This window comes from Burkholderia sp. HAN2018 (genome assembly GCF_024704855.1).
GTDB classification, from domain to species: domain Bacteria; phylum Pseudomonadota; class Gammaproteobacteria; order Burkholderiales; family Burkholderiaceae; genus Burkholderia; species Burkholderia cepacia.
In genome coordinates, this window is record NZ_QOBB01000015.1 from 46,703 (window position 1) to 66,171 (window position 19,469).

General features: G+C 67.0%; 17 protein-coding genes. 7 read left to right on the plus strand and 10 right to left on the minus strand.

Features of this window, described 5'->3' with window-relative positions:
- Positions 1-734 precede the first annotated feature (734 nt).
- Positions 735-1,541, plus strand: coding sequence for a response regulator (locus DPV74_RS05775; protein WP_027792706.1), 807 nt, complete (start codon positions 735-737; stop codon positions 1,539-1,541).
- Positions 1,542-1,563: 22 nt separating this feature from the next.
- Here the strand turns inward: DPV74_RS05775 and DPV74_RS05780 are convergent, their stop codons facing one another.
- Positions 1,564-3,741 carry a TonB-dependent siderophore receptor gene (locus tag DPV74_RS05780; RefSeq protein ID WP_119336740.1) on the minus strand — a complete coding sequence of 726 codons (2,178 nt, stop codon included), beginning with the start codon at positions 3,739-3,741 and terminating at the stop codon, positions 1,564-1,566.
- 348 nt (positions 3,742-4,089) lie between these two features.
- The gene (locus tag DPV74_RS05785) at positions 4,090-5,115 is read right to left on the minus strand and encodes an AraC family transcriptional regulator (RefSeq protein WP_119336741.1); all 1,026 of its coding nucleotides are present in this window, start codon (positions 5,113-5,115) and stop codon (positions 4,090-4,092) included.
- 352 nt (positions 5,116-5,467) lie between these two features.
- On the opposite strand from DPV74_RS05785, the gene DPV74_RS05790 reads away from it, so the two are divergent.
- From DPV74_RS05790 to DPV74_RS05815, 6 genes are all read left to right on the plus strand, one after another.
- On the plus strand, positions 5,468-6,715 hold the full coding sequence (locus DPV74_RS05790; protein ID WP_119336742.1) for a dienelactone hydrolase family protein: 1,248 nt from the start codon (positions 5,468-5,470) through the stop codon (positions 6,713-6,715).
- Positions 6,716-6,755: 40 nt separating this feature from the next.
- Positions 6,756-7,544: an SDR family oxidoreductase gene (locus DPV74_RS05795; protein WP_119336743.1), complete on the plus strand. Its 789-nt coding sequence runs from the start codon at positions 6,756-6,758 to the stop codon at positions 7,542-7,544.
- A 64-nt stretch (positions 7,545-7,608) separates the two neighbouring features.
- Positions 7,609-8,847, plus strand: a complete 1,239-nt coding sequence (locus tag DPV74_RS05800) for a styrene monooxygenase/indole monooxygenase family protein (protein WP_119336744.1) — start codon at positions 7,609-7,611, stop codon at positions 8,845-8,847.
- A 5-nt stretch (positions 8,848-8,852) separates the two neighbouring features.
- A complete protein-coding gene (locus DPV74_RS05805; RefSeq protein WP_060316759.1) occupies positions 8,853-9,380 on the plus strand; it encodes a flavin reductase family protein in 528 nt (175 codons plus the stop codon).
- 36 nt (positions 9,381-9,416) lie between these two features.
- Positions 9,417-10,373 (plus strand): transporter, encoded by a 957-nt coding sequence (locus DPV74_RS05810; protein WP_119336746.1) that lies wholly within the window; start codon positions 9,417-9,419, stop codon positions 10,371-10,373.
- Positions 10,374-10,508: 135 nt separating this feature from the next.
- Positions 10,509-11,771 (plus strand): serine hydrolase, encoded by a 1,263-nt coding sequence (locus tag DPV74_RS05815; RefSeq protein ID WP_119336745.1) that lies wholly within the window; start codon positions 10,509-10,511, stop codon positions 11,769-11,771.
- A 280-nt stretch (positions 11,772-12,051) separates the two neighbouring features.
- Here DPV74_RS05815 and DPV74_RS05820 read toward each other — a convergent pair whose 3' ends face one another.
- The 8 genes from DPV74_RS05820 to DPV74_RS05855 are packed head-to-tail and all read right to left on the minus strand — an operon-like array spanning position 12,052 to position 19,277.
- Entirely contained in the window at positions 12,052-13,032 is a 981-nt protein-coding gene (locus tag DPV74_RS05820) for a type II secretion system F family protein (protein WP_060084650.1), read from the minus strand.
- Between the two features lie 36 nt (positions 13,033-13,068).
- Entirely contained in the window at positions 13,069-14,046 is a 978-nt protein-coding gene (locus DPV74_RS05825) for a type II secretion system F family protein (protein ID WP_060084649.1), read from the minus strand.
- 33 nt (positions 14,047-14,079) lie between these two features.
- A complete protein-coding gene (locus DPV74_RS05830) occupies positions 14,080-15,447 on the minus strand; it encodes a CpaF family protein (protein ID WP_060084648.1) in 1,368 nt (455 codons plus the stop codon).
- Between the two features lie 18 nt (positions 15,448-15,465).
- Positions 15,466-16,674: an AAA family ATPase gene (locus DPV74_RS05835; RefSeq protein ID WP_060084647.1), complete on the minus strand. Its 1,209-nt coding sequence runs from the start codon at positions 16,672-16,674 to the stop codon at positions 15,466-15,468.
- 22 nt (positions 16,675-16,696) lie between these two features.
- Positions 16,697-17,140 (minus strand): TadE/TadG family type IV pilus assembly protein, encoded by a 444-nt coding sequence (locus DPV74_RS05840; RefSeq protein WP_059688219.1) that lies wholly within the window; start codon positions 17,138-17,140, stop codon positions 16,697-16,699.
- A complete protein-coding gene (locus tag DPV74_RS05845; RefSeq protein WP_059688284.1) occupies positions 17,137-17,670 on the minus strand; it encodes a TadE/TadG family type IV pilus assembly protein in 534 nt (177 codons plus the stop codon). The genes DPV74_RS05840 and DPV74_RS05845 overlap by 4 nt, the downstream gene beginning before the upstream one ends.
- Positions 17,671-17,683: 13 nt before the next feature.
- Positions 17,684-18,955, minus strand: coding sequence for a pilus assembly protein TadG-related protein (locus DPV74_RS05850; protein ID WP_060084646.1), 1,272 nt, complete (start codon positions 18,953-18,955; stop codon positions 17,684-17,686).
- Positions 18,956-18,980: 25 nt separating this feature from the next.
- Positions 18,981-19,277, minus strand: a complete 297-nt coding sequence (locus DPV74_RS05855) for a hypothetical protein (protein WP_059648656.1) — start codon at positions 19,275-19,277, stop codon at positions 18,981-18,983.
- Positions 19,278-19,469 lie beyond the last annotated feature (192 nt).

The following is a 19,469-nucleotide window of genomic DNA, read 5'->3' on the forward strand; positions in this document are numbered from 1 at the left end:
GACGAGCATCAATTGATGCCACGGCCCCGAATCACGCAACGTCCGTCACAACCCTCCGTGCCTTGTGCTGCCCCGTGCAACCCTGCGTTCAAAGTTCGGACGAATTATGAGACACGCACTTAAATTATTGAAGGCGACATTCTTTATAGATTGTAAAATCCAATATATTCAATAAGTTGCGTTAAAAATGCGCATCTCGCAAACGATTTCGCGGCGCCGGAATTAATCCGGATGTTTTGTCGAGCGGACAAATGCTTTGCCGAAGCGGATTAAAAACAAATTCCAGCGAAAATATTTCTGCAGAAAAAACCACCGAGCCGCGCGATCGCATGCGGGCAAGAATGAAAATGGCGGAAATGGACAGGTATCAGGGTGCCACACCGCCAACGCAAATCGCAATATCTGATTAAGAATCAGAAAACTCGAATGAAGCAAATAGAGTCAATGCGTCTGGCAAGAATCGAAATATCCCCCTACAATTCGGCTCGCATCGACACGGTCAGCCGCGCCCTTTTCCACGCGCGGCGACGGCAACGCGTCGCGTCCTTACCGGATCAGCGATCAATACAAGCAACGCCGGGTATTACGCCGACCGGTCGTCTGTCGCGCGGTTTGCGCGAAATCCGAATATCGATGCGCTTGTGCGTTGCCATAGAGCAGTTTCCAACGATTATCCGAGCCGGGCCGGCCACCCGCAGGAACGCAGCCAGCAGCCATTCCAGAACAGGTGCACGATGCATCCATCGACCTCCGCATTGGGCGACGCCCATATCCTGATCGTCGACGATCAGCCCGACCAGCTTCGCTTGCTGATCGACATCCTGCGCGGCACCGGGTGCCGGATCAGCATTGCATCCGACGGGCTGCAGGCGTGCCAGCGCGCGCAGGCGCTCATGCCCGACCTGATCCTGATGGATGTCCGGATGCCGCGCATGGACGGCTTCACCGCGTGCCGGCTGCTGGCCGCCGATCCGCTGACGTGCGCGATTCCTGTCATCTTCCTGACCGTGGCGGGCGCGTTGCACGAACGCCTCGAGGGGTTCGAGATCGGCTGCGTCGACTACGTGGTGAAGCCGTTCGAGCCGGCCGAAGTGCTCGCGCGGATTCGCGTGCAGCTCGCGCGGGCGACGCGCGAGCGGCCCGTCGACACGGAAAGCGTGTTCGTGACCGGCAAGGACGACGACATCATCGTGCGCGCGGCCATCCGCCACCTGGCGCGGACGCTGAACGATCCGCCGACGGTGGAACAACTGGCACGCGCGGTCGGCACGCATGAAAAGCGGCTGTCGCGGGCGTTTCGCGACAATCTCGGCCAGACGGTGTTCGAGTATCTGCGGCACGAGCGGCTGCGGATCGCGCAGGATCTGCTGGATTCGACGTCGCTCAGCATTGCCAGCATCGCGAAGGAGATCGGTTTTTCCACGCCGGCAAATTTCGCCACCGCATTCCGCGAACGTTTCGGCCTCACGCCGACCGAGTGGCGGCGCCAGCGCCACGCCGGTGAACGCGCCGCGCGCCGGGAGCCGCAACGCGACGCGTAGGACGCGTTCCGTGCGCTCGCGCCTACCAGTTGTATTTCGCGCTGGCGAGCACGGTCCGCTCGTTGCCGAACACGCACACGTTATACGACTGGCAACCGCTGACATAACGCCGGTCGAACAGGTTCGCGACGTTCAGCGCGAACCGCCAGTGCGGCATCTCGTAGTGCAGCGCCAGGTCGACCAGCGTCACGCCCGGCACCGTCAGCGAGTTGTCGGGCGCGCCCGCCGACGCGCTCTGGTAACGCACGCCGCCGCCGAGCCCGAGGCCCGACAGCGCGCCCGCGCGCCAGGTCCAGTCGGCCCACATCGAAGCCATCTGCCGCGGCAGCGGCACGGCCACCGGCCAGCGGTTCAGCGACGCGTCGTTCGCCTGCACGTTCTTGACGTCCTGATGGACGTACGACGCGACGACCGACAACTCGCGGGTGACCTTGCCGACCGCGCTCAGCTCGATCCCGCGCGAGCGGACCTTGCCGGTCTGCACGGACGTCGTGCCGGTCGGGTCGAGATTGACCGGCGTCGGCGTCACGACGTTGGTCTGGTCGATCTGGTAGAGGGCCGCACTCAGCATCAGGTTCCGGCCCGGCGGCTGCCAGCGCAACCCGGCTTCCGTCTGCGTGCCGCGTGTCGGCTTCGGCAGCCCGCCGCCATACAACCGCACGCCGATGACGGGATCGAACGACGTCGAATGGCTCACATACGGCGACAGCCCGCCGTCGCCCCGATAGGTGAGCCCGACGCGCCCGGAGAATGCACTGACGTCCTGCCGCGCCTGCTTGCCGGCCGTCCGGTCGTCGAACCGCGCATTGACGAAATCCTCGCGGCCGCCGAGCGTCAGCGTCCAGCGCTTCCAGCGGATCTGGTCTTGCGCGTATACGCCGAACGTGTTCATCGCCGTGTACTGGTCGACGTGGCCGAGCGACGTCGGGCCGGAGAAAATCGCGTCCGTGACGGGCCGGTATACGGGGTGATACAGGTTGAGCGACGGCGCGATCGCAAGCCACACGCTGTTGGTCGTCGTCTGCCGGTCGTATTGCACGCCGAGCAGCAGCGTATGTTCGAGCGGCCCCGTGCCGAAGCGGGCCTGCGCGTGGTTGTCGATGTCGAGCCGGCTGTAGTTGAGCTGGAACAGCCCTGCGGTACGCATCATGTTGGTGGTGCTGCGGGGCGCGAAGCCGTTGCCGAACACCGTCGCGTCGTCGAGCGACAGGTGCGACCAGCGCACATCCTGGTGCAGCGACCAGATCGCGTTCACGCGGTGCTCCAGCGCGTAGCCGAGCGACCACTGCTTCTTCCGGTAGTCGTTGAACCCGGGGTCGCCCATGTAGATGTCCTGCGACAGGCGACCGTTCGGGTTCGGCAGCACCGTGCCCGACGCAGGCAGGAAGTTCGACGAAATATCGCCGCTGTCCTGCAGGAACGTCGCCGAGAGCGTCAGCGAAGTGTCGGCGTTCGGCCGCCAGCGAAACGACGGCGCCAGCGCGACGCGACGGTCGCCGTTCGGGCCGGTTTCCGCGTTGCCGTCGCGCGCCACGCCGACGAAGCGATACGCGTACCGGCCGTCCGGGTCGAGCGTATCGCCGACATCGACCATGAATTGCTTGCGCGCGTCGTTGCCGATCTGCACGCCGGCTTCACGGACGCGTTCGCCGTCGGCGAGCTTCGTGTGCGCGTCGACGATCGCGCCGGGCTCGCCCGCGCCGTACAGCACCGACGTCGGCCCGCGCAGCACCGCGATCGAGTCGATCGTGTACGGGTCGACGCGCCAGTCCGCGATCACGGCCGTATGCGGCGCGGCCACGCCGTCGACGTACAGCGTCGGCGTGAAGCCGCGCAGCGCCGCATACGAGTCGGTGCGGCTGTCGGCGCCGAACGTCGCGAATCCCGGCACGTAGCGCAACGCCTGGTTCAGGTCGGTCGCGCCGGTCATCTCGATCTGCTGCGCGGTCACGATGTTGATCGTCTGCGGCACTTCAGCCACCGGCGTATCGGTTTTCGTGCCGGCCGTGGTGCGCAGCCCGACGAGCCCGCTCGACGAGCGGTCGCCCTTCCCCGTTACGTCGATTTCCGGCAGCACGGCCGCCGGCGGCGCTGCCGCACCCGATGCCTGCGCGTGCGCGCCGCCCGCTGCCGCCACGTACAACGCGCCTCCGGCGGCGATCGCCATCGCGCGTTTCGCCGCGCCCGTCCCCGTTACCATCGTTCCATGCTCCGTCGTGCTGGTGGCCGATTCGATCTGATCGCGGCGCGATCTCGGCGCGACGCAGCGCCGGCGCCCGCCCCGTGTTGTCATGCCGGCGATGCTGGTTGCGCGCGAGTCGGCATGCAACGGCCAATGGCGTCGTTCGCGAGCGCAGCGATCATACCGGGCGAACGTAACGGAGTCTTTAAAAAAAGTGCGCCGGCGGGAAAAGCCGGCGTTTGGCGCGTTGGAGGCGGGGCCGGCGCGGGATCGATCCATGCGGCGGCCCGCGAGGAAGGCAGATGAAAGACGGGAACGCCAGGCTGCATGCGCCCCGGGAACGGCCGTGGGCTGCCGTCGGCGGTACTAGGCGCGCACGCGCCGCATCCTGAGCGTCGCCGACGGCGACTCGCCGAACGCCCGCTTGTACTCGATCGCGAACCGCCCGAGATGCGCGAAGCCCCATTTCAGCGCGATGTCCGTCACCGATGCGAGCCCCGGCGACTCGTCGGCCAGCAACTCCTCGCGCACACGTTGCAGCCGCAACTGCCGCACGAAGCCCATCGGCGTGATCCCGTGGCGATGGCGGAAGCCGGCGAACAGCGTGCTCGGGCTCACGCCGGCGAGGTCGGCGAGCCGCTCGATCGTCAGCGGCTCGTCGAGATGGGCGCGAATGTAATCCTCGACGCGCCGCACGTAGAACGGTGCGAGCGTCACCGGCAGGTGCCGCGTGCCGTTGCGCGCGCTGTTCGGGTGGCCGTGCAGCAGCAGGTTGAGCAGCGTCGATTCGAGCGGCTCGAACGCGAGCGGATGACGCAGCGGATGCGCGTCCGTCGCGATCGCGCTGGCGAGGACCGGCAGCAACTGCGCGAGACACGCCCCTTGCGACGACGACAGGCTGAATGCCGGTTCGAATTCGACCGGTGCGCGCCGGTCGTCGCCGAAATGCCGCTGCGCATGGCGCTCCATCACTTCGCGCTCGATGCGCACGATGACTTGCGGACACGCGTCGCCCCAGCGCATCTTCAGCGGCAGCGTCGGCGAGATCAACGACGCGGTGCCCGGCGACGACACGAAACGCGCCGATCCGCACTCGATCTCCGCGTCGCCGCGCAGCGGGATCTGCAACAGGAAGAAGTGCTCGAGCGGCCCGGGCTCGATGCTGACCCCGCCGCCGTAATCGAGCAGGTTCAACGACAGGTTGCCCCAGCGCGCATGATGCATGCAGCTGTGCAGCGCGCGCGATTCGCCGGTCGGCGTGAGCCGGTGCGGCTTGAAGACGTCGGCGACACGCGCGCGCACCTCGTCGACATCGTTCGACTGCAGCAGCAGGTTGTCGTGATTGAAACAGGCGGTGTCGGCCAGCCAGCCCGTTCCGGAAAATTGCGCCATCGATGTTCTCCCGTCATGCTCGGTTGCACTCGCGCCGTGCATGCGTTCCCGGTGTGGGGGCATTCGCCGCACGATCCGGATAGCGCCCGGAGTATCCGGACAGTCCGGCCGCCAAAGCACGCAAGTCCCGCGCAAACGACGCAAGAAACGGACCGTTCGCGCATCGTAGAAAACTGTGCGGGCTTTCCGCATCCGCACATACCCGCAGTCGGCCGCGCGCCTGCCCACGCGCGGCGGCCGGTGCCGCAGGTTTCCGGAATTCGCGGATACCGGCCGAAGAAAGCGGATAGAAGCGCACGTTTCGTCCGCCAATACTGGGCTCGTCGCAGCAATGAATTCAACGGAGGGACAGATGAAAGGACGTCACATCGACATTCCGTCGCCGGACGGCGGAACGTTTCGCGCCTACCTGAGCACGCCGGCCGGCGGCAAGGGGCCGGGCATCGTGCTGTGTCACGAGATCTTCGGCGTGAACGCGACGATGCGGGAGGCCGCCGACTACTACGCGGAGGAAGGCTATACGGTGCTCGTGCCCGACCTGTTCTGGCGCCAGGCGCCGGGGATCGAGCTCGGCCATGCGGCAGCCGATGTCGAGCGCGCGATGGCCCTGTATCGCGAGTTCGACGAAGACAAGGGCGTCGAGGACATCGGTGCCGCGCTGGACGCGCTCAGGCAGCAACCGGAATGCACGGGCGAAGCCGGCGTGCTCGGCTACTGCCTCGGCGGCAAGCTCGCCTATCTCGCCGCGTGCCGGCTGCCGGGCGTGGCCGCGGCGGTCAGCTACTACGGCGTGGGCATCGAGCAGGCGCTGGACGAGGCCGCGCACCTGCAAGGCCGGCTCGTGCTGCAGATCGCGGGGCTGGACCGCTTCTGCCCGCCCGACGCGCAGCAGCGCATCGCCGACGCGCTGTCCGGCCGCGACGCCGTCAAAGTGTATGTGTATCCGGGCGTCGATCACGCGTTCGCCCGCGTCGGCGGCGATCATTTCGACAAGGCCGCCGCGGTCATGGCCCACCAGCGCGCGATCGCCGCGTTCCGCGCCGCGCTCGGCCCGCACTACGACCTGTCCACACTGTGGGAAGCGCATCTCGAACACGAATTCGCCACGCGCAACGTCGATGCCACGATGGCGACGATGGTCGCCGAGCCGTACGTCAACCACGTTCCGACGCTGACGGGCGGCGTCGGCCACGACGAGCTCAAGCGCTTCTACACGCATCACTTCGTGCATGCGAATCCGCCCGACACGACGATCACGCCGATCTCGCGCACGATCGGCGCGAGCCAGGTCGTCGACGAGCTGCTGTTCTGCTTCACGCACACCACCGAGATCGACTGGATGCTGCCGGGCATCGCGCCCACCGGCAAGCGCGTCGAGATTCCACTCGTCGCGATCGTCAAGTTTCGCGGCGACAAGCTCTATCACGAGCATATCTACTGGGACCAGGCGAGCGTGCTCGTGCAGATCGGCCTGCTCGATCCGGCCGGCCTGCCGGTCGCGGGCGTCGAAACGGCCCGCAAGCTGCTCGACGAAACCGTGCCGTCGAACGGCCTGATGCGCCGCTGGCAGGACAGCGAGCCGTCGACGGGTGCGCACTGACGCGCCCCCTCCCTCACCCCACGATTCACGGAGACACCCCATGACTGCCCTTGCTGGCAAAGTCGCGATCGTCACCGGCGGCGCCACGCTGATCGGCGCCGCGGTCGCGCAGGACCTGAGCCGCGCCGGTGCATGCGTCGCGATACTCGATCTCGACGCGGACAACGGCGCGCGCGTCGCCGGTTCGCTCGGTGAAAAGGCCATGTTCGTCGCGCTCGACATCACCGACGATCGCGCGATCGAACGTGCGATATCGGCGATCGTCGCGCGGTTCGGCGCGATCGACGTGCTCGTCAACCTCGCGTGCAGCTACGTCGACAACGGCATCCAGGCGACCCGCAACGACTGGCTCGCCGCGATGGACGTCAACGTCGTGTCGGCCGCGATGCTCGCGAAGGCCGTCCACCCGCACATGGCCCGGCGCGGCGGCGGCGCGATCGTGAACTTCAGTTCGATCTCGGCCGAGTGCGCGCAGACCGGCCGCTGGCTGTACCCGACGTCCAAGGCGGCGATCCGCCAGCTCACGCGCAGCATGGCGATGGATCTCGCGCCCGAGCGCATTCGCGTCAACTCGGTATCGCCGGGATGGACGTGGTCGCGCGTGATGGACGAACTGACGCACGGCGACCGCGCGAAGACCGATCGCGTCGCCGCGCCGTTCCACCTGCTCGGCCGCGTCGGCGATCCGTCCGAGGTCGCACAGGTCGTGACGTTCCTGTGCAGCGACGCGGCGAGCTTCGTGACGGGCGCCGACTACGCGGTCGATGGCGGTTATTCCGCAATGGGCCCCGAACAGGCGGTGCCGGCCATTCCGCGGCTCGCGGAGTGACCGTTTCCCGCCGCCGCTTCCCGCAATCATTCCGGCCGGCATCCGGCCAACCAAGGACATCCCCATGAGACGCATCGCCATCGTCGGCGCCGGCCAGTCCGGCCTGCAACTCGCCTTCGCCCTGCTCGGCCAGGGCTACCACGTGACGCTCGCGACCAATCGCGACGCCGAACAGATCCGCACTGGCAAGGTCATGTCGAGCCAGTGCATGTTCCATACCGCACTGCAGATCGAACGCGACCTCGGCCTGAACACCTGGGAGGAAGCGTGCCCGTCCGTCGAAGGGATCGGCATCGCGGTACCGCATCCGGACAGCGGCGGCCGCAAGGCGATCGACTGGTCGTCGCGGCTGACCCGCTACGCGCAGTCGGTCGACCAGCGCGTGAAGATGGCCGACTGGCTCGACGGCGTGCGCCGCCGTGGCGCGGACGTGCGCATCGGCGACATCGGCGTGCCCGAACTCGAGGAACTGGCGCGCAGCCACGACCTCGTGCTGCTCGCGGCCGGCAAGGGCGAGATCGTCAACCTGCTCGGCCGCGACGACGCGCGCAGCGCGTTCGACCGCCCGCAACGCGCGCTGGCCCTCACCTATGTGAAAGGGATGACGCCGAGCCAGCCGTATTCGCGCGTGCGCTTCAACCTGCTGCCCGGCATCGGCGAGTATTTCGTGTTCCCCGCGCTGACCACGACGGGCCCGTGCGAAATCATGGTGTTCGAAGGCATTCCGGGCGGCCCGCTCGATTGCTGGGCCGACGTGAAGACGCCCGAGCAGCATCTGGACCGGAGCCTGTCGTTCCTGCGGCAATACGTGCCGTGGGAATTCGAGCGCTGTCGCGACGTCGAGCTCACCGATCCGAACGGCACGCTGGCCGGCCGCTTCGCGCCGACGGTGCGCAAGCCGTTCTTCCGGCTGCCGTCGGGCCGCACGGTGTTCGGGATGGCCGATGCGGTGGTCGTCAACGATCCGATCACCGGGCAAGGCTCGAACAACGCCGCGAAATGCGCGAACGCATATTTCGATGCGATCGTCGCGCGCGATGCCGCGCCGTTCAGTGAAGACTGGATGCAGCAGACGTTCGAAGGCTACTGGGCCTACGCGCAGCATGTCGTGCGCTGGACTAACTCGCTGCTCACCCCGCCGCCGCCGCACATCCTCGAACTGCTCGGCGCGGCCGGCCAATTGCCGTCGCTCGCCGCGGCGATCGTCGACGGCTTCGACGATCCGCGCCGGTTCTCGCCGTGGTGGTTCGAGCCGTCGGCCTGCGCGGCGTTCATCCGCGAGCACAGTGCGCGTTCGGAGTAACCGACATGGAAACGATCGCTACCGACCGCCCGACCCTCGACCCGATGCAGCTGCGCGCCGCGTTCGGGCAGTTCCCGACCGGCGTCACCGTGATCACCACGTGCGCGGCCGACGGACGCAAGGTGGGCCTCACCGCCAATTCGTTCTCGTCGCTGTCGCTCGATCCGCCGCTCGTGCTGTGGAGCCTCCGCAAGGTCGCGCCGAGCCGCCCGGATTTCGTCGCGGCCACCCATTTCGCGATCAACATCCTCGCGCACGACCAGATCGACCTGTCGCGCCGCTTCGCGACGCCCAGCGCCGACAAGTTCGACGGCGTGCCGCACGCGGATTCGGACGCCGGCGGCGTGCCCTGCCTCGACGGCGCGAGCGCGCGCTTCGTGTGCCGCAACGTCGGCCATTACGAAGGCGGCGATCACCTGCTCTTCATCGGCCAGATCGAACAGTTCGCCGCGTTCGGCAAGGCGCCGCTGGTGTTTCACGCGGGCCAGTATCGTGCGATCGCCGATCACCCCGATCTTTTTCGAACCGTTTGATTAGTTATACCGATAAACAACCAGGAGGTGGTGAACATGAAATTCGGCTCTCGCCTGCTCGTCGTCGCGGGCCTCTCGATCGCCGGCATGGCCGCAAGCGCGCCGGCCCGCGCAACCGACCTGCCGGCGGTCAACCTCGGCATGACCAGCTTCCTCGACGGCATGCCGCCGGCCGGCTCCGGCTGGTACGGCACGCAGTACCTGCAGTACTACACGGCCGGCCGCGTCAACGACAACGCGGGCAACAAGGTCGGGTTGCCGAAGCAGGACATCGACCTGTTCGCGGGGCTGAGCCAGCTCGTCTATCAGTCGCCGCTGACGTTCGCGGGCATGCATCCGGGCCTCGACGTGATCCTGCCGTGGGTCGCGTCGGCGCGGACCGACGACGGCATCGGCAACGTCGCGCTGAATGCGCGCGCCGGCTTCGGCGACCTGCTGATCGGCCCGTTCGTCCAGTTCGATCCGGTGATGGGCGCGCAAGGCCCGCGCTTCGCGCAGCGCGTGGAATTCCAGTTCATCGCGCCGACCGGCGCGTACGATCCGTCGCGCGCGATCAACCCGGGCAGCCATGTCTGGTCGTTCGACCCGTACTGGGCGGCGACGCTGTGGCTCACGCCGAAATGGACCGTGTCGTGGCGGCTGCACTATCTGTGGAACGCGACCAACCATCGGCCGGCCACGTCGCTCGGCCCGGACGTGACGTCGACGCAGGCCGGCCAGGCGATCCACGCGAACTTCGCGACCGAGTACGAGGTGCGCCCCGGCCTGCGGCTGGGGCTCAACGGCTACTGGCTGCGCCAGACCACCGACATGAAGGAAAACGGGCAGGACGTGCCGGGCACGCGGGAGGCCGTGTTCGCGATCGGCCCGGGGGCCATGTACAGCTTCTCGCAGCAGGATCACCTGATGTTCAACGCGTATTTCGAGACCTATGCGCGGAACCGGCCGCAGGGCACGCGGATGGTGCTGCGGTACGTGCATCATTTTCAGTGAGGGCCTCGACCGGACGAACGGGCCCGGCCGGTTTCGTCGGACGAATGATGCATGCTGCCCGCACCGGCGCGCCTGTCCTATAGTTTTGGAGAAGACAACGCAGGCAATACGTCACGACCACGGAGGACCCGCGCGATGAATCCTTCAGCAACCTCCCGGTTCTTGTCGAACGTATCGCGGCGGCTGGCGCACGGCATGGTGGCCGTCGCACCGGCCGTGGTCATCGGCATCGCCGTTTCCGCGTGCGGCGGCGACAGTTCGCCGGGCTCGAGCGTGCCGGCGTTCGCGAACGCGGCGCGCCCGCAGATCAACGCCCTGCTCGCGGATACGCAGACACCCGGCGCAGTCGTCTATGTGCAATCGCCGCAAGGGAACTGGCTCGAATCGTTCGGCACGGCCGTGCGGGGCACGAACACGCCGATACCGACGAACGCGCACTTTCGCGTCGGCAGCGTGACCAAGACATGGACCGGCACGGTGATCCTGCAACTCGTGCAGGAAGGCCGGCTGAGCCTCGGCGACACCGTCAGCAAGTTCGTCGCGAACGTGCCCAACGGCAATACGATCACGATTGAACAGTTGCTGACCATGCGCAGCGGCCTCTACAACTATTCGACGAATCTCGCGTTCAACCAGACGCTCGACGCGCAGCCGGACAAGGTGTGGACCACGTCGGAACTGCTGGGTATCGCCGAAGGCCAGCCGGTCTATTTCGCGCCCGGCGCGGAATTTCGCTACTCGAATACGAACACGGTGCTGCTCGGGCTCATCATCGAGCAACTGACCGGCATGAGCGCGGCCGATGCGATGAACGCGCGCCTGTTCGCGCCGCTCGGCCTGGCCAATACCTTGCTCCCGCCGCAGCAGGATACGTCGCTGCCGGCACCGGCGCCGCAGGGCTATCAATGGGGCACCAATGCCGAGACGACCGACAGCGACACGCTGTCGCCCCAACGCCAGGCGGACGCAAAAAACGGCACGCTGCAACCGACGAACGTGACCCGCGTGAATACGTCGTGGGCGTGGACGGCGGGCTCCGGCATTTCAACCGTGACGGAACTGGCCGCATACGTGCAGCGGATGGTGGGCGGCGGCTACCTGAACGCCAACCTTCAGGCGCAACGGCTCGCCAGTTGCACGCCGATCGATTCGTCCGACCCGAGGTCGGCCAGCTACTGCTTGGGCCTGGCCAAATTCGGCACGTTCTACGGACATACGGGCGAGATCCCGGGCTTCAATACCTTCATGGGCTACGACCCGGTCACGAAGACGACGATCGTCACGTGGGCGAACACGGCGGCCGCGCCGGATGGGCGCGCACCGGCCAACGTGATCGCGCAGATCGTCATGGGCGAGCTCAGCAAGGCGGCCGAAGTGCCGAGCGAAGGGCGGCCGTGATGCCGCGCGAACACCGCTGCATCGCGTACAACGTGATGCCGGCAAACTTCGCCGGCATTCAGGTTAGCAGTAGGGGGCAGCCGATCAGGCGGTGGACTACGGCTAGTTCCATGGCCGACCATGGGTCCAGGATGCATTGACGCCGCTATGGTCAACCTGTCTCGCGGCGCCGCCTGGGGAGGGAGCCTCCATGAAGCCTGTCGCCGTGCCGGCCGGCGGGGGTGGCCGCCCGGCACGCTGAACCTTCAGTGTCGATTCCGGCGCAATTCCGGCCCGTCGTTCACTGTGCGATGCCAACGAATGTCGGCAGCAGCACGCGATAGACGTGGATCATGGCCGGCCCGAGCAGCACCACCATCAGCGCGGGGAAGATGCAGAAGATCAACGGGAACAGCAGCTTCAACGCGATCTTCGCGGCCCGCTCCTCTGCACGCATCCGGCGCCGCGTGCGCAGCATGTCGGACAGCACGCGCAGCGATTCGCTGATGCTCGTGCCGAACCGGTCGGCCTGGATCAGCATCGCGCAGAACGCCTCGATGTCCTCCACGCCGGTACGCAGCGCGAGATTGCGCAGCGCCGTCTCCTTCGTGAAACCGGAGCGCATCTCGAGCAGCAGCAGGTCGAGTTCGCTCGCGACCACCTCGCTGCTGAACCGCAGCTCCTCGCTCACCTTCATCAGCGCCGCGTCGAGCCCGAGCCCCGCTTCGACGCAGACCGTCAGCAGGTCGAGCGCGTCCGGGAAATCCTCGAAGATCTTCTGCTGGCGCACCTTGACCCGCTGCGACAGCACGATGTTCGGGATGTAGTAGCCGATGCCGGCAAGCGCGACGAGGATGACCGACAGGATCTCGCGCTCGTCGCCGAGCCGGGTCGTGATCAGCGCCAGCAGCGCCGCGCACGGCAACCCGAGTGCCAATGCCGTCTTCGCGGTGAAATAAAGCGCGGCCGCACTCTGGTTGCGCCAGCCGGCATTCATGAGCCGGATGCGCAGCGGCGAATTCTCCCAGCCCTGCTTCGGCACCGACAGCCTCGAGATCGGGGTAGACAGCTCCACCAGCTTCGCAACCCAGCGCGACGCCAGGTCGTCGCCGTCGCCGGTGCCCGCGACGGCAGTCGCGCCCGCCCCGGTTCCACCGGCCTGCTGGATCCGGCGCTGGATGCTGCGTGGCGCGAACAGCAGCATCGCGACAAGCGCGCCGCCGGCCACGAAGATGAACAAGCCGCCCAGCATCACGGCCTGGACTACGCTCAGGTTTTGCATGACAGCCTCGCAACGGTTCGTTATACGATTCGCGCGTCAGACGCGAATGCGGACAATGCGGCGGATCCAGAACAGGCCGAACAACATCGACACCAGCATCGTGCCGACCATCCTGATCCCGGCCGGATCTTCCCAGAGCACCGACAGGAATTCTCGGTTCAGCACGGCCATCACCGCGGCTGTGCCGAACGGCAGCAGCCCGAGAATCCATGCCGACAGCCGCCCTTCCGCGGACAGCACGCGCACCTTGTCGAACAGCTTGAAGCGCTCCCGGATCAGCGCGGCGATGCTGTCGAGCAGCTCGGCCAGGTTGCCGCCCGTCTCGCGCTGGATCAGCACCGCGATCACGAAGTAACGCAGGTCCTGTACCGGCACGCGCGTGGCGAGGTTCATCAGCGCGTCGTGCAGCGGCACGCCGTAGTTGACCTCGTCGAAGGTGACCCGGAACTCGCCGCCCATCGGGTCGGGAAACTCGTCGCCGACCATCCCGAGCGTGCTCGTGAACGAGTGACCGGACCTCAACGCGCGCGCGATCATGTCGCAGATGTCCGGCAACTGCCGCTCGAGCTTGCGCATCCGGCGCCCGCGGCAGCGCAGCACGTACATGATCGGCGCGCATCCGGCGAACAGTGCGAGCGGCAGCACCGCGAGTTGCGGCAGCGTCGCGAAGCTCAGTACGAGCCACGCGAACGCCGTGAACACCGTGCTCAGCATGATCAGCTTCGGCAGCGTCCAGTCGAGCCCCGATTGCTGGATCACGAGATCGAGCCGGTGCACGCGCGGCACCCGCAGCAGCAACCGGTCGAACGGCTTCGATTCGTCGAGCATTCGCTTCTTCAGGATCGACAGCCGTTCCTGCTGAACGTTGCCGCCTGCCGACATCGAGCGGATGCGCGATTCGATCCGGCGCGCGGCGGAGCCGTGCCGCGCGTTCCACCATTGATAGCCCCCTTCGATCGCGAGCACCACCGCGACGAAGGTGAGAATCACAAAACCGTAAAAGATCGTGTTCATGAAGCCTCCCCGGCAGCGAACAGCGCCCTGTCGTCAGTTCGTCTCGTACCGCTGAGACGGGTCGTACAGCGAATCCGGCAGGTTGATGCCGAATGCCTGCAGCCGCTCGACGAACTTCGGCCGCACGCCGGTCGCGCAGAAGTGGCCGCGTACCGAGCCGTCGCGATCCACACCCGAGCGCTTGAACGTGAAGATCTCCTGCATGTTGATGATGTCGCCTTCCATCCCGGTCAGCTCCTGGATGCTGACGATCTTGCGCTTGCCGTCCGTCAGCCGCGCCGCCTGCACGACCACCGAGATCGCCGATGCGATCTGCTGGCGCATCGTCTTCGGCGGCAGCGTCAGGCCGGAGACGCTGATCATGTTCTCGAGCCGCGTCAGCGCGTCGCGCGGTGTGTTCGCGTGGATCGTCGCGAGCGAGCCTTCGTGGCCGGTGTTCATCGCGTTGAGCATGTCGAGCGCTTCGGCGCCGCGCACTTCGCCGAGGATGATCCGGTCGGGGCGCATCCGCAGCGCGTTGCGCACCAGCGTGCGCTGCGTGATCTCGCCCTTGCCCTCGATGTTCGGCGGGCGCGTTTCGAGCCGCAGCACATGCGGCTGCTGCAGTTGCAGCTCGGCGGCGTCCTCGATCGTCACGATCCGCTCGTTGCGCGGAATGTAGCCGGACAGGATGTTGAGCAGCGTCGTCTTGCCGCTGCCGGTGCCGCCCGACACCAGCACGTTCACCTTCGCGCGCGACAGCGCATCGAGCAGTTCGGCCATCGGCGGCGTCAGGCTGTGGTAGCGCACGAGGTCGTCCATCTTCAGCGGGTTGACCGCGAAGCGCCGGATCGACATCAGCGGCCCGTCGATCGCGGACGGCGGGATGATCGCGTTCACGCGCGAGCCGTCCGGCAGGCGTGCATCGACCATCGGGCTCGATTCGTCGATGCGGCGCCCGACGCGCGACACGATCTTCTCGATCACCTTCATCAGGTGCGCATCGTCGTAGAACGTCACGTCGGTCAGTTCGAGCTGGCCGGCGCGCTCGACATAGACCTGCCGGTACGTGTTCACGAGGATGTCGGAAATGCCGGGGTCGCGCAGCAGCGCTTCGAGCGGGCCGAAGCCGAACATCTCGTCGTACACGTCGATCGCGAGCTGCCGCCGCTCGATGTCGTTCGCGGGCAGCCGCTCCTCGTCGAGGATGCGCGCGATCAGGGCGCCGATCTCCATGCGGACCGACTCTTGCTGCATCCGAGACAGGCGCTCGAGCTCGACGCGTTCGAGCACGGCCAGGTGGATTTCGCGGCGCAGCTTCTGGTATGCGTCGCGCACCGACGAATGCGCCGGGCCGGCCGGTTCGCTGCCCGCCGCGTGCGGCTGGGCCCGGTGCAACGACATCTGTTCGCGCAATGACATGATGGTTCCCCGAAAGATTTACATGGACTTGAGCTTCGGCGTGGCCCTGCGGCCGAAAAGCCGGGACATCAGCGGTTCGCTGTGCGTGGTGGAGTGCCCCGCGCGCACCTCCCCGTCGACGAGTTGCTTCGCGCAGCCTTGCAACGCGCGCACGACCGCCGTGCCGCGCGCGAGCCGCGACACCGGATGGCCCTGGTTGATCGCTTCGAGCACGGTGTCCGCATCGTCGGGGATCGTGCAGGCCGCCTGCAGGCCGAGCACTTCCTCGAGCGCGGTGCGGGTACGGTCGCTCGCGCGCGTCGCGCGGTTCACGATCAGACGCAACTGGTCGGTCGAGTAGCCGAGCGACACGAGGATCTCCAGCAGCCGGCGGCCCGCGCGCACGTGCGGCATCGCAGGCTGCAGCACCAGCTGGATCTGGTCGCTGCGATCCAGCGCGACCATCGACAGCGGATTGATGCAGACACCGACGTCGAAGATCACGAAGTCGTAGCGCGGCGCGGCAACACCCAGGATCCATTCGAGCGCGTCCTCGCGCATCTCGGCGGCCTTGACCGGGTCGCCTGCGCCCGCGAGCACGTGGAAGTTCTCCGTCACGTGCGCGACGCTCGCGTCGAGGAATGCGCTGTCGAGCCGCTCGATCTGCGTGCACAGTTGCGGCAGCGTCGACGGCGGGGTTTCGTCGCTGACGAGGAACGCCGCATCGGCGAACTGCTGGTTCAGGTCGATCAGCAGCACGCGGCGCTTGAAGCCTTCCGCGATCTCGAATGCGATGTTGCTGGCCGCGAAGCTCGTGCCGGCCCCGCCCTTGCACGACATGAACGACACGATCCGCGTATCGTCGGTGTCGCGCCGCGTGCTTTGCGCGGCCGCGCGCTCGAGCGCATTGCCGAGCGCCTGTGGATCGAGCGGCCACTGCAGCACGTCCCGCGCGCCCGCGCGCATCGCGTCGAGCAGCATGTGCTGCGACGTGTCCGCCGTCACGAGAATGCAGGTCAGGCCCGCGTGCGCGCGGCAGATGCGCTCGATCGCCGACAGTTCGGACGGCTCGAGCGACGTGCCGTCGACCAGCAGGATGTCGAACGCGTCGAGCCCGTCGGTGCGATGTTCGATCTGCGACGGGCGACCGGTCGCGCGCGTGGCGCGATAACGTCCGCAGTCGGCCACGAGGCGCGCGATCTGCGTGAGTCGCGCGGTATCGTCGGAAGCTACGAGGATGTTGATCATGTCGTGTGCCTCGCCTGTTCGATCAATTGCAGTTTGGGCCGCCGGTCGCGGAAGTCAGGCTTTCGCGCGGCAGCGTCGTCGCGAAAGCCGGCATCCTGACCGAGACATTCACGAACGGGATCATCGTCTTGACCGTGACGTTCGTGACGCTGACGGTCACGAACGCGCACGAATTCACGTCGCAGCTCGCCGGCGAGTAGTTCACCGACACGTTCGCGTTCGACAGCAGCGGCAGCAGCGCCCTCACGCGCTTCGCGACGCCGGCGGCGTTCACGTCGCACACCACCGCCGTGCGCGCGCCGAGACGCACGGCTTCGCTCGCGGTGTTCCAGTAGAACAGCACGCGGCCGAATTCGAAGATGCCGATCAGCAGCATGATCAGGACCGACGCGATCAGCGCGAACTCGACGATCGTCGAGCCGCGCTGGGCGCGGCGGCGTGACTGGGGGGCATGGCGTGCGTTCATGACACTTGCCTCATCACGGTGACGATGTTGTTGAAGGTGATCGACGGCAGCCACGGGTATGCGGGAATCGGCTGGTATTTGTAGCCCGTGATCTTCACTTCGACGACGTTGATCGCGCCCGTCGCCGTCCCGCTTGCCGTGTTGTTGTTCGAGTCGTAGGTCGGCAGGTTCGCGAACTGCGACGGATCGGACGTGTCGCTGCAGCCGGTCGTGCGCTGCGCGTCGCAGATCGTCACCATCGACGTCGTGAGCCCAGGCACCAGCTCGGTGCCCGACGAGCCGCACGTCGTGCTGCCGTAGACGACGAGGCACTGCGCCTGCGACACCGGGTACGCGCTGTCGGTCGGCAGCCAGACCGACAGGTAGCGCGCCGCATTGCGCGTCGCCTTGGTCAGCGTCTCGTACTGGTAGATCGCGCGGCCGAACTCGGCCACGCCGGTCGCGAGCATGATCATCGGTACCAGCACGAGCGCGAACTCGACGGCGGCGACGCCACGGGTGCGCGAACGGCGAAACGGCGGCTTCTTCATGATCATCTCTCCGCTATTGAACGAGCATCGGAACCTGGGTCCCGGACGCGCTGCCGCTGCCGGGCAAGCCGTGCGTCGCGCACGGGTTGTTGCCGGAGACCGACGAGCCGAGGTATTCGAGGTGCGCCACGACGGCGCCGCTGCCGGCGCTGAACGGAAGTGGATCGAGCATCAGCACGCAATCCCATTGCGTGACGTGCACCTTGCCGCTATTGCCGTTCAGCGTCGAGCAGTCGCCCTCCGGCGCGAGCGCGACACGGCGGTCGCCGCCGAAGGTCTGGTAATTGCTCGCCGTCGCGGTGCCGTTGGTCGAAATCCCGCTGCCTGACGGCGGCGCGCCGTCGCCCTGGTAGGGCTTGAAGCTCGCGCGGTCGGCGACGAACTGCGTGTACGCGTCGCCCTTGATGCCGGCCGTTCCGGGCGGCCCGTAGTTAGGGCCGACGTACGCGTAGCCGGTGAAGTCGGGCTGGCCGCTCGACCCGTTCGCGCCGTTCGTATAGATGCCGAAGCGCGTATTCCAGGCACGCAGCGACGCGGACTTCAGGCCCGTGGTGCTGAGGTCCGGCGGGCTCGTGATGTTGCAGGTGTTGCCCGACAGCTCGCCGGCCAAGGTGGTTTCGTTCGTCGAGCCGTCGAGCGCGGCCCAGCCGAAGCTGCCGGGGCCGTAGGTCGACGACGACCCGGACGGCGACGTGATCCAGTCGCCGACCTTGTACGCAGGTGCGCCCGCCGCGCGGCACACGAACACCGGAATCGCGCAGGTCGTCTGCCCGCCGCCGACAGTCGCGATCGCGCTGGCCGACACCTCCGCCGCGTTCGCGAGCTTCGTGCCGGGCAGCACGTTCAGCACCTCGATGAACCAGTGCGCGATGTTGCTCAGCGTCGCGGTGCACTGCACGTACTTGACGTTAGCCGGCGTCGTGACCGCGCTCTTCGTCAGGAACGGGTTGGACAGCGAATCGCTGAACGTCACGTTCGCGTTCGTCGACATCTGCACCGACTTGTTCTGGAAAAACACGAAATTCAGGTGGCCGGCGGCGATACCGTCCGCCTCGGCCACCGACAGGCTGATGGCTGAAGTCAGGTCACGCGCAGCCGACAGCGCGCATGCATCGGCGCTGTTCTGCAGTTCGCTGCGCGTGACGTACAGCTTGCCGAGATCCAGCGCGAGACCGACAAACCCGATCATCACCGCCAGTGCGAGACCGACGATGATCGCGACGGCACCGCGCTGGCGATGCAGGCTGCGACGCATGACTTTCGGATAGCGGGCTGCGCTGTTCATGGCGTTCTCCCTGAGCGTGCCGTCGTTACTGGGTGGCCTTGCCGATGCCGATCACGAACGCATTGGCGGGCGGATCGACCTGCTTGAACGACTTTTCGTAGTTGTCGAGCGCCGACGCTGCCGCGCCGCCGTCGACCACCGTCGTCGCGGCCGCGTGTTCGGCGGCATGCGGGTCGATGATCTGGGCCTGCGTCACGGCGCGGACCGATTCGCCGAAGCGGGTGTCCCACACCGGGGTCGACGACATGCAGCCGGCAAGCGCGAAGGCGAGCGGTGCGGCGAGCGCCGCACGGCGCACGAATACGAAGTAGGCGGATTTCATGAGTGTCCCCTTGGATGGCATCAACGATCGGTGGACCCGGATTCCGAGCGGGCGACCTGCGCGTGGGCGGCCGCCGGGAGCCGGTGCGTCGGCTGGGTCGGTGTAGCCGGGCCGGCCGCGGCAAGACGCGCGGCGGTGGCTTCAATGCGCGCGACACGGGCTGCGTTGGCTGCGTTCGCCGCATCGGCCGCG